General features: G+C 53.9%; 13 protein-coding genes. 7 read left to right on the forward strand and 6 right to left on the reverse strand.

Features of this window, described 5'->3' with window-relative positions; genetic code table 11:
* Positions 1–75: 75 nt before the first annotated feature.
* The 6 genes from FHW04_RS23040 to FHW04_RS23065 form a co-directional block, all read right to left on the reverse strand.
* Positions 76–1089, reverse strand: a complete 1014-nt coding sequence (locus FHW04_RS23040) for a lysozyme inhibitor LprI family protein (RefSeq protein WP_179420110.1) — start codon at positions 1087–1089, stop codon at positions 76–78.
* A gap of 134 nt (positions 1090–1223) precedes the next feature.
* Complete coding sequence (locus tag FHW04_RS23045; protein WP_089562583.1) at positions 1224–1781, reverse strand: hypothetical protein; 558 nt, start codon at positions 1779–1781, stop codon at positions 1224–1226.
* A 280-nt stretch (positions 1782–2061) separates the two neighbouring features.
* The gene (locus FHW04_RS23050; RefSeq protein ID WP_089562584.1) at positions 2062–3093 is read right to left on the reverse strand and encodes a methionine synthase; all 1032 of its coding nucleotides are present in this window, start codon (positions 3091–3093) and stop codon (positions 2062–2064) included.
* Between the two features lie 26 nt (positions 3094–3119).
* The gene (locus FHW04_RS23055) at positions 3120–4103 is read right to left on the reverse strand and encodes a DUF1852 domain-containing protein (protein ID WP_069729666.1); all 984 of its coding nucleotides are present in this window, start codon (positions 4101–4103) and stop codon (positions 3120–3122) included.
* Between the two features lie 364 nt (positions 4104–4467).
* Positions 4468–5220, reverse strand: coding sequence for an NAD-dependent epimerase/dehydratase family protein (locus FHW04_RS23060; protein ID WP_089562585.1), 753 nt, complete (start codon positions 5218–5220; stop codon positions 4468–4470).
* Between the two features lie 254 nt (positions 5221–5474).
* Positions 5475–6236 (reverse strand): FadR/GntR family transcriptional regulator, encoded by a 762-nt coding sequence (locus tag FHW04_RS23065; RefSeq protein WP_031374926.1) that lies wholly within the window; start codon positions 6234–6236, stop codon positions 5475–5477.
* A 223-nt stretch (positions 6237–6459) separates the two neighbouring features.
* On the opposite strand from FHW04_RS23065, the gene FHW04_RS23070 reads away from it, so the two are divergent.
* From FHW04_RS23070 to fucP, 7 genes are all read left to right on the forward strand, one after another.
* Positions 6460–7200, forward strand: coding sequence for an SDR family oxidoreductase (locus FHW04_RS23070; protein ID WP_089562586.1), 741 nt, complete (start codon positions 6460–6462; stop codon positions 7198–7200).
* Positions 7201–7250: 50 nt separating this feature from the next.
* Positions 7251–8093 (forward strand): fumarylacetoacetate hydrolase family protein, encoded by an 843-nt coding sequence (locus FHW04_RS23075; protein WP_031374928.1) that lies wholly within the window; start codon positions 7251–7253, stop codon positions 8091–8093.
* Positions 8094–8119: 26 nt separating this feature from the next.
* Complete coding sequence (locus FHW04_RS23080) at positions 8120–9397, forward strand: L-fuconate dehydratase (protein ID WP_069729671.1); 1278 nt, start codon at positions 8120–8122, stop codon at positions 9395–9397.
* A gap of 19 nt (positions 9398–9416) precedes the next feature.
* Positions 9417–10277 carry an amidohydrolase family protein gene (locus FHW04_RS23085; RefSeq protein WP_094106463.1) on the forward strand — a complete coding sequence of 287 codons (861 nt, stop codon included), beginning with the start codon at positions 9417–9419 and terminating at the stop codon, positions 10275–10277.
* Entirely contained in the window at positions 10255–11031 is a 777-nt protein-coding gene (locus FHW04_RS23090; protein ID WP_089562587.1) for an SDR family oxidoreductase, read from the forward strand. The genes FHW04_RS23085 and FHW04_RS23090 overlap by 23 nt, the downstream gene beginning before the upstream one ends.
* A complete protein-coding gene (locus FHW04_RS23095) occupies positions 11028–11372 on the forward strand; it encodes an L-rhamnose mutarotase (protein ID WP_031374932.1) in 345 nt (114 codons plus the stop codon). Before FHW04_RS23090 ends, FHW04_RS23095 begins: the two co-directional genes overlap by 4 nt.
* Before the next feature lie 114 nt (positions 11373–11486).
* Entirely contained in the window at positions 11487–12725 is a 1239-nt protein-coding gene (gene fucP / locus FHW04_RS23100; RefSeq protein WP_089562588.1) for an L-fucose:H+ symporter permease, read from the forward strand.
* Positions 12726–13830 lie beyond the last annotated feature (1105 nt).

Here is a 13830-nt window from a genome sequence, read left to right on the forward strand (position 1 = left end):
ACAAAGGCTGGGATGCCAGAAAGCGTGCGTATTGCTTGAAAATCCAGCCAGCTACAGGGTCGTTCGCAAGAAATCTTATTTATTCAACAAAGCCGTCTGGTTATCCAGAAAACGTAATTTCCAGCTGGCCAGCGTACGTGGCATTTTGCGCTGGTCGCTTCCGTCGGTGCTGTAGTAATGCAGTTCCAGTCCGCCGCCTTTGGCCGGGGAGATCCTTCCGGCCCAGATTTCTCCCTTCGGCGTATACATGATGATGGCCGTTCTGCTGTTCGCGGCGCCCTGTACCCACATCGACAACACGCGCGCTCCGATATTATCGATATCATCCTGGTAGATATACACGTTCGCGCTGTTGACGAAGTTCTGGTAATCGTCGCCCACCAGCTGACGGAATTTTTCATCCAGCACCGCATCCGCGAATATCCCTAACGACAGCAGCGTGGGTTTAGGTCGCGGATCGGTTTCGGAGAGTTGATAAGCCCCATCCAGAAATACGCCTGCAGGCATGGATAATCGGCAACCCCAGTCTGAGTTACTGTAAACCTGTAATGAGCCGTCTTTTTTTGGGATCAGCAGCAGCTTACAGTTACTGGTCTCGGCGATATTATCCACGGCGAGCATACCGTAGAACCGGCGTGCTTCGGCGGTAAATTCGTCCTGGTTCAGGCCCGCCCAGGCGCGGATGTCCAGCGTCGCACTCCACTGTGCGTTTCGGCTGAACTGGATCACCCCACCGCTCATATTTGGCGCCAGCATGTTCCACCATTTCCCTTCCCATTTGAAATCGCGATTGGTGTCGGATAACGCACTGATACCGGCGTAGTACGCCCGTTCGATACAGTTATCGGAGGTACATTTCTTCAGCAGCTTTCCCCAGTCGTCATATTTTTTATTACTGTCTTCCACACCTTCCTGCTGCAACGCCTGGTGGTAAACGACCATCAACGTGCTATCCAGCCAGTGCAGGTTATCATTATTGCAGATGGTATTTTCCAGAGGCGTGACCGCGCGCTGGCAGTTCACCGCCAGGGCGCTTGCGCTGAAAAATAACATCAGTAAAAACAAAACTCTAAAAAGTCCCGGCGACATATTATTCAACTTTTAGCCAAAAAGGCGGATATTGTCGCGAATGAAAACTTCCATTGCAATATAAACCCTGATTAGTCGCGGTATAACAGTGAAAGATAAATGAAATGTTAAACAATATTTTTATATTGTTGCAATTAATAAAGCGTGTAGAGAAATGCGCACATGATAATAAACAGCGAACAGTAATATTTTTCGCATCTTATTGAACAGAATAAATTTATCATGGCGCAGCCTGCCCCGAATATTGCTTCCGCAATATTACTGTGGCTTTGGTCAGAAAACCTCCGAGCGCCGGGAAAGCCAGTTCCGGCTTTAAGCCGGCACTTCCAGGCCGCGTGCTTAACGTCCGAATCAGACGCAGCCGACTGGATAGAGAAATAATGCGAAAAATATATCACTGCGCGACCTATGCTGATTATTTGCAGCGCGCCATGTTGCTGAAATGACTCGCCGGCCAGCGTATCAGCGATATCACAAAAATGAAGATTTCCGATATCCGGCAGAGCCATCTTCATCTGCAGCAGGAAAAACCGGTACGCGGAATACCCTTCCCTTGTCACTGCGCTGTGAAATTCGCGGGCTGAGACGGAAACAGGCGACCCGGTGACCTCATTTCCTACGGGCCGCAGAGTATGGCCGCCGGTCAGGCTACAGACCTGAGCAGCGAAACAGGCGCAGCGCCAACCTTCCATCAACAGCGTTCAGCTGCTGAACGGCTTTAGCATAAACAGGCTGTCGATAGCCGGACGAAGCTGGGTCATAACAGAGAGGAAATGACAGATAAAGGAAACGCGTTCAGGGAGGGAAGCGGCGGCTGGTGAAAACAATTGATTTTGCAGAAGAGTTTTGCAGAAGACCCTTTTTACAGCCGCTAAAAAGGCGCAGATTCAGATGAACTCAGTCCGGAAGATCTCCGAAAACCGGCCGGATTAAACGGTCCGGACTGAGCCTGTTCATCTGCGCTTAAGGGGATTATTTGCCGAGAATCTCCCGGCGCACGATGTCCGCGCCCGCGCTTAATGCAGCCAGTTTGCCGCTGGCGACCTGACGGGATAACGGCACCATGCCACAGTTGGTCGATGGATAAAGTTTGTCGGCATCAACGAATTGCAGCGCTTTACGCAGGGTATCGGCGACCTGTTCGGCGGTTTCAACCGCGTTGGTTGCCACATCAATTGCCCCCACCATCACCTTTTTGCCGCGGATCAGTTCAATCAGATCCATCGGCACGCGCGAGTTCTGGCACTCCAGCGAGATGATGTCGATAGCTGATTTCTGCAGCTTAGGGAACACCTCTTCATACTGCCGCCACTCGGTGCCGAGCGTCTTCTTCCAGTCGGTGTTGGCTTTAATCCCGTAGCCGTAACAAATGTGGACAGCAGTTTCACATTTAAGCCCTTCAACCGCTCTCTCTAACGCGGCAATACCCCAGTCGTTGACTTCATCGAAGAAGACGTTAAAGGCTGGCTCATCAAACTGGATGATATCGACGCCGGCCGCCTCTAATTCTCTGGCTTCCTGATTGAGAATTTTGGCAAATTCCCAGGCGAGTTTTTCGCGACTTTTGTAGTGGCCGTCATAAAGCGTATCAATCATCGTCATCGGACCGGGCAACGCCCATTTGATTGGCTGGCTGGTCAGCTGGCGTAAAAACCGGGCGTCTTCAACAAATACCGGCTTCAGGCGGGCAACCTCACCGACCACTGAAGGCACGCTCGCATCATAACGATCGCGAATTTTCACGATCTGACGTTTTTCAAAATCGACACCGCTGAGGTGTTCAATAAAGGTGGTGACAAAATGCTGACGTGTTTGCTCACCATCACTGACAATATCGATACCGGAATGCAGTTGATCTGCCAGGCTGATACGCAGCGCATCAAGTTTGCCCTCAGCTAATTCGTCACCCTGCAATTTCCACGGCGACCACAGCGTCTCAGGTTGGGCCAGCCATGAAGGTTTAGGTAAACTGCCAGCAGTCGATGTCGGTAATAATGTGTTCATAATAAATAACCTTTTATTTGGGTGGTTCAAACAACGGGCTGGGCAAACCATTGCTCAAGAAGTGTCTGCCAGGGCTTAATGAAAAGTTCTTCAGTGAATTTACCCTGCTCAACCGCCAGCTGGCTGCGCTCTTCTCGATCGTAAACAATTCGCGTTAATGAATAATCCTGATGCGTCAGGCTCGGTTGATAGACGTTGCCCGCCGCTGAATTGGCATTGTAGATTTCAGGCCGGTATATTTTCTGAAATGTTTCCATGGTGCTGATGGTGCTAATCAGTTCCAGGTTGCTGTAATCGTGCAGCAGATCACCCTGAAAATAAAAAGCCAGCGGCGCAACGCTGTTACGCGGCATGAAATAACGCGCTCTTAATCCCATCTTCGCGAAATAGTCATCGGTCAGCGAGGTTTCATTCTGGGCATATTCATCACCCAGCACCGGATGATGATTACCGGTGCGGTGATAGGTATTTTTACTCGATACGCTCAGGCATATCACCGGCGATTTACTGAATTTCTCTTTATACGCCGCAGAGTTAACAAAGCTTTTGAAGATATTGCCATGCAGAACGCCATAATTTTCCGGCGTACTGAATTCGCTTCTGTTTTTATTGTGTGCCGGCAACACCACGCTGAAATCATAATCGCGTACATACGATGAGAAGTTATTGCCGACAATCCCTTCAATGCGTTGTTGGGTGTGATGATCAATGATATGGGTTTTTAAAACCTCAATGACCGGGAAGGCATCATTACGGCCTTGCGCATTAATAGCCAACTCCACTGAGATAATTTCCAGCTCAACAGAATAACGATCGCCTTTCGGATTATCCCAGTTCGCCAGCGAGTTAAAACGGTTATCAATCATGACCAGGGCGTTGCGTAAATTATCCTGACGCTTTTCACCCCGGGCTAAATTGGCAAAGTTAGTGGTGATGCGCGTATTTTCAGACGGATTATAATTCTCGTCGAAACGCAGACTTTTAAGAGTAAATGTAAACGCATTATTCATCGCAATCTGGCACCCTGATCGTCTGATTCAAAATATGAGAATCGCGCATCGAAGCGGCGATTAATTGCGCACCGCTGGCGACTCTTCATATTATCAATTGATATTAACAATGCATCCTTTATGCCTCAGTCGGAGTGTGAGGAAAAGTGATTTAATTTCACCGAACATGAGAGATGTTCATGATCAGTTATCAGAATGAAGATCAGGTGTTACAGCGGTGGCAGGCATCCGGCAGCCGCTTTGGGGTCCTGCTGCCTGAGGCGCATCAGCCCTGCCCGCATCAATATCGTCTCTGCCTGTTCATCCTTCCCTCAGACACGAGCCGGCGATTTCAACGCAGTTTGACGTTATGAGAACCATGCCGTCAGAAGTTAAGCGATGCCGTGCCGAATTCCCGGAAAGCGTCATCCATCGGTTGATAACCGAGTACCTCACGGGTCGCGGTGAGGTCAAAACGCTTAAACCGATTATCTGAAATTCCATAGCCGATAAAGAAACCGATATTTTCCGCCTCAATCGCGCAGGTTATCAGCCTGACCGCATCCTGCGGGCTCAGCCACGCGCTGTAGTCGCGGGCATTTTTCAGCACGCCGGCCTGTTTAGGTTCAAAGGCCCCGATTCTGAGCGCAACACAGGAAAGGCGGTGCTGGCTGGCATAAAAAGAACAGAGCGCCTCGCCGTAGCACTTGGTGACGCCATACAGATTAGCCGGTGCCACTGCCATTCCCGGCTGGATCTGCACATCAACCGGATAACCCTCAATGGTCTGGGCGCTGCTGGCAAAAACAAAACGCCCACAGGTGGAGGCAGCCGCCGCTTCAAGCAGCCAGGTTACGGCAACAATATTTGCAGGCAGCAGCTGTTCAAAGAGGGCATCGGCATGCGGGATACCGGCCAGATGTACGATTGCATCAGGCTGCGCGGTGGCCAGCAGCGTTGCCGCCGCGCCCGGTTGTGAAAGATCGGCGGCGATAAACCGATGCGGCGAGGGGATTTCATCATCCGGCAGCGTCAGATCGGTCAGGATGAAATCATAGGCTTCACTCAGGGCGCTGAAGCAGGTGCGGCCAATGCGGCCACTGGCACCGGTAAGCAGGATCTTTTTGCGGTCTGGCATTCTCTCGGTTCCTTGATTAATCGTATCGGATGGTGATCAAACGCAGATAAAAAGTCGTGACGCTGAAGTGCTGCGACAGCTCACCATCAATCGTGAATCGCCGACAGATCGGCGCAAATCCTGAATGCGCAAGCTGGCCCGCAAGCGCTCATGCAGCGGGATGGCGGGCTTGATTATCCCGCTTCAAAAACCGCTCTGCCGCAGACAACGGATAACATCAACGCGCTGTCACGGCGGAGAGACTGATGGCTGTTTTACCCCTGGCCGAAAATCTTAATCACCGCATCCAGATGCTCTTTCATCGCCTTCTTCGCGGCACGGCTGTCACGCGCTTCCAGCGCATTCAGAATCCCGAGATGTTCGATCTCAGAACGGTGCGGCATGTCCTGTGGGGTGTAGTGGAGTTGTAAGCTGCGGAACATGGTGCCGTAACGGTGGCCGAGCAGGTGACCAATGATAAACGCATAGGCTGGATTGCCGCTGGCCTGGGCAATGCGGATATGGAACAGGCGGTCGCCTGGATGGGTTGCCGAGCCATTGCGATTATCATAGCAGTTTTGCTCGTATGCCTGCCTGATCGCAGTAAGTTCTTCATCCGTGGCGTTTCTTGCCGCCAGGGCAGCCGTTTCAGGTTCGATCAACCGGCGGGTCTGTAACAGCGAAAATGGCGGCAGCTCAGCGGTAAAATCCAGTTCGATGTTCAGCTCATCATCGACGTCGGCCCACTGATTGCGGCCCGCCTGCGACATCACCGGTTCCTGCGAAGGCGCAGCCGGTAAGGCTGGCGGCTGACGCACAATCACGCCGTTACCGACCCGCACATCCACCAGCCCAATCACTTCAAGCGCGATCAACGCTTCCCGCACCGACGCGCGGCTGACCTGCAACAGACTGGCTAATTCACGTTCGGCTGGCAGTCGGCTGCCGGGTGGAAACTCTTTATTATCAATTAATGTTTTTAGCTGGTCAGCTATCTGCCTGTAAATCCTTGGGTTTTCTAATCTTTTTATCGGCATCGGACACCTGAGGTCAATTCTCATTAAGTGATTCAGCTAGCATTTTCCAGACAAAAATCTTGCTGCTTTGTTTTATGCATGTAAAAAATTGGTTAACCGAAATGGCGTTTTAAGCAGAAGCTTGCTGGACATCTTAGCAAAAAGCACTGGTTTTAACGCATTTTTTTCGCCTCTAATGGCCTGACCATTAGACCTATAAAATGACATTTTAGCGGGAGTTGCCATGAACCTGGCAGGGAAAAAAGTACTGATTACCGCCGCAGGACAGGGTATCGGTTTTACCACCGCTGCACTGTTTGCCCGCGAAGGTGCAGAGGTGATTGCCACAGATATCAATATCAGCGCGTTACAGCAGATACCGGGTATTACGGCACAACATCTCGACGTTACCGATCCCCAGGCGATTGCCGCGCTGGCAGAAACAACCGGTCCGCTCGATGTGCTGTTTAACTGCGCCGGTGTGGTTCACAGCGGCGACATACTCAGCTGCAGCGAAAGCGAATGGCAGTTCGCGCTGGATCTCAATGTCACCGCGATGTTCCGCATGATCCGCGCTTTCCTGCCGGCGATGCTGAAACGCAACCACGGCTCGGTGATCAACATGTCATCGGTCGCCTCCAGCATCAAAGGCGTGCCAAACCGCTTTGCCTACAGCGCCTCCAAAGCGGCAGTGATTGGCCTGACCCGCTCGGTGGCAGCAGATTACGTCACCCACGGCATCCGCTGTAATGCGATTTGCCCCGGCACGGTGGAATCGCCTTCCCTGCGCCAGCGCATTGCCGCTCAGGCCCTGGCCGAAGGACGCAGCGAAGCGGAGGTTTATGCGGCGTTTGTTGCCCGCCAGCCGATTGGCCGTATTGGTAAAACCGATGAGATTGCCCAGCTGGCGCTTTATCTCGCCTCTGATGCCAGTTCCTACACCACCGGCACGGTGCAGATTATTGACGGCGGCTGGAGTAACTGATCCCGCAGCCGCTCTGCTTCCCTGACTTTTTCACAGAAGGATAGTGATCGATGAAACTACTACGATACGGCAATGCAGGGTCCGAACGCCCTGGGCTACTGGACAGCAACGGAAAACTGCGCGATCTCAGCGCTCACGTCACCGACATCGATGGCGATACCCTGCAACCAGCCACGCTGGACGCATTACGTCAGCTCGATCCGCACAGCCTGCCGCTGGTAAGCGGTGAACCCCGCCTCGGCGCGTGCGTTGCCAGAAGCGGGAAGTTTATCTGTATCGGCCTGAACTACGCCGATCACGCAGCGGAAACCGGGGCTGAAATTCCGAAAGAACCGGTGGTCTTCAGCAAGTGGACCAGCGCCATTGTCGGCCCGAACGATGACGTCGAAATCCCGCGTGATTCGGTGAAAACCGACTGGGAGGTTGAGCTGGGCGTGGTAATCGGCACCGGCGGCCGCTATATCAGCGAAGCCGACGCCATGGCGCACGTCGCGGGTTACTGCGTGATTAACGACGTCTCTGAACGGGAGTTTCAGATTGAGCGCGGCGGAACCTGGGACAAAGGCAAAGGCTGCGACACCTTTGGTCCGATTGGTCCGTGGCTGGTTACCGCCGATGAAATCCCCGATCCACATCAGCTGAACCTGTGGCTGGAAGTGGATGGCACGCGTTATCAGAACGGCAATACCCGCACCATGATTTTCCGCATTCCCGAAATCATCAGTTATCTCAGTCGTTTTATGAGCCTGCAACCTGGTGACATTATCTCTACCGGTACACCGCCGGGCGTCGGTCTGGGACAAAAACCGCCGCTGTATCTGAAAGCCGGTCAGGTTATGCATCTTGGGATTGAAGGTCTGGGTGAACAGCGTCAGAAGACGGTACAGGCATAGCCTCATTACAGCGGAAGGAATGTTCGATGACGACGATTACGGCTTTACGTGTAGAGGATGTGCGCTTCCCGACGTCGCTGACGATGGATGGCTCGGATGCGATGAATCCCGATCCCGACTACTCGGCGGCGTATGTGATTCTGGAAACCGACCATCCGGCGCTGCGGGGGCATGGCCTGACCTTCACCATCGGGCGCGGTAACGAAATCTGTTGTGCCGCGATTGGTGCACTGCAGCATCTGATCGTTGGCCGCCAACTGGCGGATATCACCGCCGATATGGGGAAATTCTGGCGGGATTTCACCAGCGATAGCCAGCTGCGCTGGATTGGCCCGGATAAAGGTGCCATTCATCTGGCGACCGGTGCAGTGGTCAATGCGGTATGGGATTTATGGAGTAAGGCGGTCGGCAAACCGGTGTGGCAGCTGGTGGCGGATATGACGCCGGAAGAGCTGGTGCGCTGCATCGATTTTCGCTACATCACCGACTGCATTACTCCGCAGGAGGCGCTGACGCTGCTGCAACAGCGGGCCGACAACAAAGCACAGCGTCTCGAAAAACTGCTGGCGGAAGGTTACCCCTGCTACACCACCTCGGCCGGCTGGCTGGGCTATCCCGACGACAAGCTGCGCCGTTTGTGTCAGCAGGCGGTGGATGCCGGTTTCGATTACCTGAAGCTGAAGGTCGGACGAGACCTCGAAGATGACATTCGCCGGGTGCGGATTGCCCGCGAAGTGATCGGTCCGGACCGCAAGCTGATGATCGACGCCAATCAGGTGTGGGAAACCCGCGATGCCATTCCGTGGGTGAATGCGCTGGCGTTTGCCGATCCCTGGTTTATCGAAGAACCGACCAGTCCGGATGATATCGAAGGCCATCGCACCATTCGGCAGGGTGTTGCGCCGGTCAAAGTTGCTACCGGCGAGATGTGCCAGAACCGCATCATGTTTAAGCAGTTCATCATGCGTGAAGCGATTGACGTGGTGCAGATTGACGCCTGCCGCATGGGCGGCATCAACGAAGTGCTGGCGGTGATGCTGATGGCAGCCAAATATAACCTGCCGGTCTGCCCGCATGCCGGCGGAGTCGGGTTATGCGAGTACGTGCAGCACCTTTCGATGATCGATTATCTCTGCATCGCCGGAACCCATGAAGGCCGGGTTATCGAATACGTTGACCACCTTCATGAGCATTTTGTCGATCCCTGCGAGATCCGCGGTGCAGCCTACATGCCGCCCAAATCGCCCGGCTTCTCCATCGAAATGCATCAGGCGTCGATCGAAAAATATCGCTACCACGCCTGAGCCGCAAAGGAGAATGCCGATGATGCGAGTCGACAGCCACCAGCATTTCTGGCGCTACACGGCGCAGGATTACCGCTGGATCAACGATGACATGGGTTTGCTGAAACAGGACTTTCTGCCGCAGACGCTGCGGCCGATCCTGCAGCGCCACGATGTGCAGAAAACGGTTCTGGTGCAGGCAAGATGCAGCCTGGAGGAAACCCGCTGGCTGCTGGATATTGCCGGCCAGACCGATTTTGTCGCGGCGGTGACCGGCTGGATCGATCTGCGCGACGCCGATCTGCCGCAACAGCTGGAAAGGTTAGCCCATCCGTTGTTGCGCGGTTTTCGCCATCCGGTTCAGGACGAGCCTTATCCGGCGCACTGGCTGGCCGATCCGGCCATCAACGCCGGGATTCGCCAGCTTCAGCAGCGGGAATATCTCTATGAACTGCTGGTGACGCATCACCATCTGGCCGAAGCCGTTGAGTTCGCGCAGCGCCATGACCAGCATTTTCTGGTGCTCGATCACTTCGGTAAGCCCGATCTGACGCTGGGGGCCAGCCACTGGAAGCAGCAGGTTGCGCCGCTGAAGGCGCTGAAACATGTCAGCTGTAAGCTCTCCGGTCTGCTGACCGAGCCACGACCAGCGGGCCTCTCAGCCGACGATTTGCTGCCTTTTTTTGATGCTGCACTGGAGATTTTCGGCAGCGAACGGCTGATGTTCGGCTCCGACTGGCCGGTTTCGCTGCTGGCAGGTGCCGATGAAAATCCCTGGCAACTCTGGCAACCGGCCATTGCAAAACTCAGTGCCGCCGAACAGGCAGCCATTTATGGCGGCAATGCCTGCTCTCTTTATCGATTACAGGAAACACACGATGAATCTGTATCTGCAAAATAAAGTGGTAATCGTCACCGGCGGCGGTTCCGGTATTGGTGAAGCGATCTCACTGACGCTGGCCGAAGAAGGCGCCATTCCGGTGATCGTCAGCAATACCGAACCGGCGAATGAGCTGATGCATAAGCTGCAACAACTCTCGCCGCAGGCCAGCTTTGTGCTCGCCGAACTGCGTGACGAAGCGAGCTGTAAGACCGCGCTGGATCAGATCCTGACCCGTTACTCCTCGATTGACGGCCTGGTGAACAACGCCGGGGCCAATGACAACGTCGGGCTGGACGCAGGACGCGCCGCCTTTGTGCAGTCACTCGAACAGAATCTGATTCACTACTACCTGATGGCGCATCTGTGCCTGAATGCGCTGCGTGCCAGCCGGGGCGCGATCGTGAATATCAGTTCGAAAACCGCGTTAACCGGTCAGGGCAATACCAGCGGCTATGCCTCGGCCAAAGGCGGCATTCTGGCGCTGACCCGTGAATGGGCGGCGGCCCTGCTGGACGAGGGTATCCGCGTGAATGCGGTTATCCCGGCTGAAGTGATGACGCCGCTCTATGCGCGCTGGATTCAGAGTTTCGATCACCACGAAGAGAAACTGCAAAAAATCACCTCACATATTCCGCTCGGGCAGCGCATGACCACGCCGCAGGAGATCGCCAATACGGTGGTCTTTCTGCTCTCTTCACGCGCGTCGCACACCACGGGACAGTGGCTGACCGTCGATGGCGGTTACACCCATCTTGATCGGGCGCTGACATGACGCGCCGCTATTGCCAGGCGCTGGATCTTAGCGACGATCCGCGTCTTATCGCAGAGTATCAACGCTATCACCAGCAGATCTGGCCAGAAATTACCGCGCACCTGCGTCGCTACGGCATTGCAGAGATGGAAATTTACCGGCTGGGTAACCGGCTGATGATGGTGATCGAAACCACGGACGACTTTGACCGCGCGCTGTTCGAACGTCGCAGCCTTGAAGACCCGAAAGTCTGCGAGTGGGAAGCCCTGATGTGGAAATATCAGCGCCCCACCCCGTGGACAGCCGCCGGGGAAAAGTGGGTTGAAATGACGCGCATATTTTCACTGACAGAACAGCCGTAGTGCCTCTCGTTATTCCAGAGAGCTGACCGTTTTTCACGTTATCTGACATAAAAAAACCAGCCATCCGAGCTGACCCTACTCCTGCAGGCACCACCAGATACTGAGGAATACACTATGTTCGCCAATAAAACTGCTGCTCCGGCCTATGCGGCGCGCAAAACCACGTCCGGTTTCCGTCTGGCGTTTATTCTGGTCACCACGCTGTTTTTCCTGTGGGGATTATCCTACGGGCTGCTGGATGTACTGAATAAGCATTTCCAGGAGGTATTACACGTTAATAAGGCGCAGTCCGGGCTGTTACAGGCCGCCTATTTTGGTGCCTATTTCATCATTGCCCTGCCGGCCGGATTTTTCATGGATCGCTTCGGCTATAAAGCCGGCATCCTGGTCGGATTATGTTTGTATGCGGTGGGTGCACTGCTGTTTGTTCCGGCCGCCTCAGCGGGCAGCTTTAGCCTGTTTCTGTTCGCGCTGTTTGTGATCGCTCTCGGGCTGGGGTGTCTCGAAACTGCCGCAAACCCGTTTGCCACCGTACTGGGCGATCCGGCTGGCGCAGAACGCCGTCTGAATCTGTCACAGTCGTTTAACGGCTTAGGGCAGTTTATTGGTCCGGTGATTGGCGGCTCGCTGTTCTTTTCCGCCACACAAAGCACCACCGCTGACGGGCTCTCGTCAGTGAAAACCACCTACGTCGCGATTGCTTTTTTAGTGCTGCTGATTGCCTTCCTGTTCGGACGGACGAAGTTGCCGGATATTCGTGAGCAGAGCACTGATGCAGGCCAGGGCATTACGAAAGGATTATGGCAGCATGGTCACTTTACCGGCGGCGTGATTGCCCAGTTCTTTTACGTCGCCGCCCAGGTTGGGGTTGGCGCTTTCTTTATCAACTACACCACCGAACACTGGCATACGCTGTCGAACCAGAATGCCTCTTATCTGCTGTCGGTGGGCATGATCAGCTTTATGGTTGGTCGTTTCTTCAGTACCTGGCTGATGGGTTTTATCCGCCCGGCTACCCTGCTGGTGACTTATGCCATTATCAATATCGTGCTGTGCGCCGTGGTGGTTGCCGGTATCGATAATGTTTCCGTGATTGCCCTGGTAGCGATATTCTTCTTTATGTCGATTATGTTCCCGACCATTTTTGCCATGGGCGTGAAGAACATGGGCAAGCAAACCAAACGGGCCAGTTCAGTGATGATCATGGCGATTGTCGGAGGCGCAGTGATGCCCTATATGATGGGCGCCATCGCCGATCATTACACCACGGCCGTTTCCTACGCGCTGCCTATGATCTGTTTCGCGGTGGTATTGGTGTATGCGCTTAAGCAAAGAGCAAACGCCGGCCACTGAGTCACTGCCCGCTGAATAAAACAACGGCGTGAACAGGCGGGTTGTCTGTTCACGCCGGTTTATTTCTGAACTGAAAGCAGCATGTTGATGCTCTCTTCTGCTTGATGACTCGCCGGTCCCGGCGATGCTCGCCCCGATGAAACGCCCCTTTCCAGCCTCGACGCATTGCAGCCGTGATGACCATCGCGTCATCGGACAGTGCATGGTGTGAGAGGGGATCTGCGGCATTGGCTCAGACTGAAAAACAGCCATGCACTGTGCGTACCGTTTGGGTCGCTACGTTAAGGCTGGCTTGCCGCTGCGGGCTGATAGAGTGCGTCGGGAGTTGTCCGCTGAAGTGAGCGCGCTTCGTCACTCTGCGAATAAACCGATTGTTGTACGTTGGCCGGATTTCGGACAAAAAAAAGCCCGGCCAGCAGCAGCCAGGGCAAATAAACGTGCTTTCTCCGAGGGTCGCTTAACCATCGTTAGCGCTAAATTAACACATATCGCGCCAATGTAAATAGCGCACAATCTTTTACAATTAAATAATGTAGCGTGCGATACTATTGACCCCATTTATAGCTCCATTTCTGCAGGTTTGCGGGGCTGATTGCTGACGGTAATGATTTACAGCTTAGCCAGGAGACTGACGCGCAGAAAGCTGCGGCTTAGCCATGGCACTGGCGCGAGGCGAACTGTGGCTTCGCCTGGATCATTGTCGTGCTGCAAGCTGCGGCTTTACCACACCACCAGTGCCGGGCTAACTGCGGCCTTAGCCAGCATCGCTGACGCGTTCAGCCTTTACGGTCCGCAGCGTAATAGGATAATGAGCGAAATCCGTGACAAAGATGCGCCATTACGCTGCGTCAGAGGTGCTGAACCGGCGCAAGTCGGCATTAAGTGGTAGTAAACTAACCGATTATGGCTACCCGCTTTACAACCAGCGGTTGAAAGATTCCTTACAGTAGCCTTGCGCTATTCTGAAAGAGAAAAGATTGAATTTTAACAAAAGATGTTAAATGTTATGGGGCTTTGTTGAATAAATAAGATTTCTTGCGAACGACCCTGTAGCTGGCTGGATTTTCAGGCAATACGCACGCTTTCTGGCATCCCAGCCTTTGTC

It is taken from the genome of Pantoea sp. AN62, assembly GCF_050432985.1.
GTDB lineage: Bacteria > Pseudomonadota > Gammaproteobacteria > Enterobacterales > Enterobacteriaceae > Pantoea > Pantoea brenneri.

Excerpts from the sequence above, each read along its gene's own strand:
- FHW04_RS23060 (WP_089562585.1), bottom strand. The coding sequence starts at position 5,220 with ATGCCAGACCGCAAAAAGATCCTGCTTACCGGTGCCAGTGGCCGCATT.
- FHW04_RS23085 (WP_094106463.1), top strand. The coding sequence starts at position 9,417 with ATGATGCGAGTCGACAGCCACCAGCATTTCTGGCGCTACACGGCGCAG.
- FHW04_RS23065 (WP_031374926.1), bottom strand. The coding sequence starts at position 6,236 with ATGCCGATAAAAAGATTAGAAAACCCAAGGATTTACAGGCAGATAGCT.
- FHW04_RS23090 (WP_089562587.1), top strand. The coding sequence starts at position 10,255 with ATGAATCTGTATCTGCAAAATAAAGTGGTAATCGTCACCGGCGGCGGT.
- FHW04_RS23040 (WP_179420110.1), bottom strand. The coding sequence starts at position 1,089 with ATGTCGCCGGGACTTTTTAGAGTTTTGTTTTTACTGATGTTATTTTTC.
- FHW04_RS23045 (WP_089562583.1), bottom strand. The coding sequence starts at position 1,781 with ATGGAAGGTTGGCGCTGCGCCTGTTTCGCTGCTCAGGTCTGTAGCCTG.
- FHW04_RS23070 (WP_089562586.1), top strand. The coding sequence starts at position 6,460 with ATGAACCTGGCAGGGAAAAAAGTACTGATTACCGCCGCAGGACAGGGT.
- FHW04_RS23050 (WP_089562584.1), bottom strand. The coding sequence starts at position 3,093 with ATGAACACATTATTACCGACATCGACTGCTGGCAGTTTACCTAAACCT.
- FHW04_RS23080 (WP_069729671.1), top strand. The coding sequence starts at position 8,120 with ATGACGACGATTACGGCTTTACGTGTAGAGGATGTGCGCTTCCCGACG.
- FHW04_RS23055 (WP_069729666.1), bottom strand. The coding sequence starts at position 4,103 with ATGAATAATGCGTTTACATTTACTCTTAAAAGTCTGCGTTTCGACGAG.
- FHW04_RS23075 (WP_031374928.1), top strand. The coding sequence starts at position 7,251 with ATGAAACTACTACGATACGGCAATGCAGGGTCCGAACGCCCTGGGCTA.
- fucP (WP_089562588.1), top strand. The coding sequence starts at position 11,487 with ATGTTCGCCAATAAAACTGCTGCTCCGGCCTATGCGGCGCGCAAAACC.
- FHW04_RS23095 (WP_031374932.1), top strand. The coding sequence starts at position 11,028 with ATGACGCGCCGCTATTGCCAGGCGCTGGATCTTAGCGACGATCCGCGT.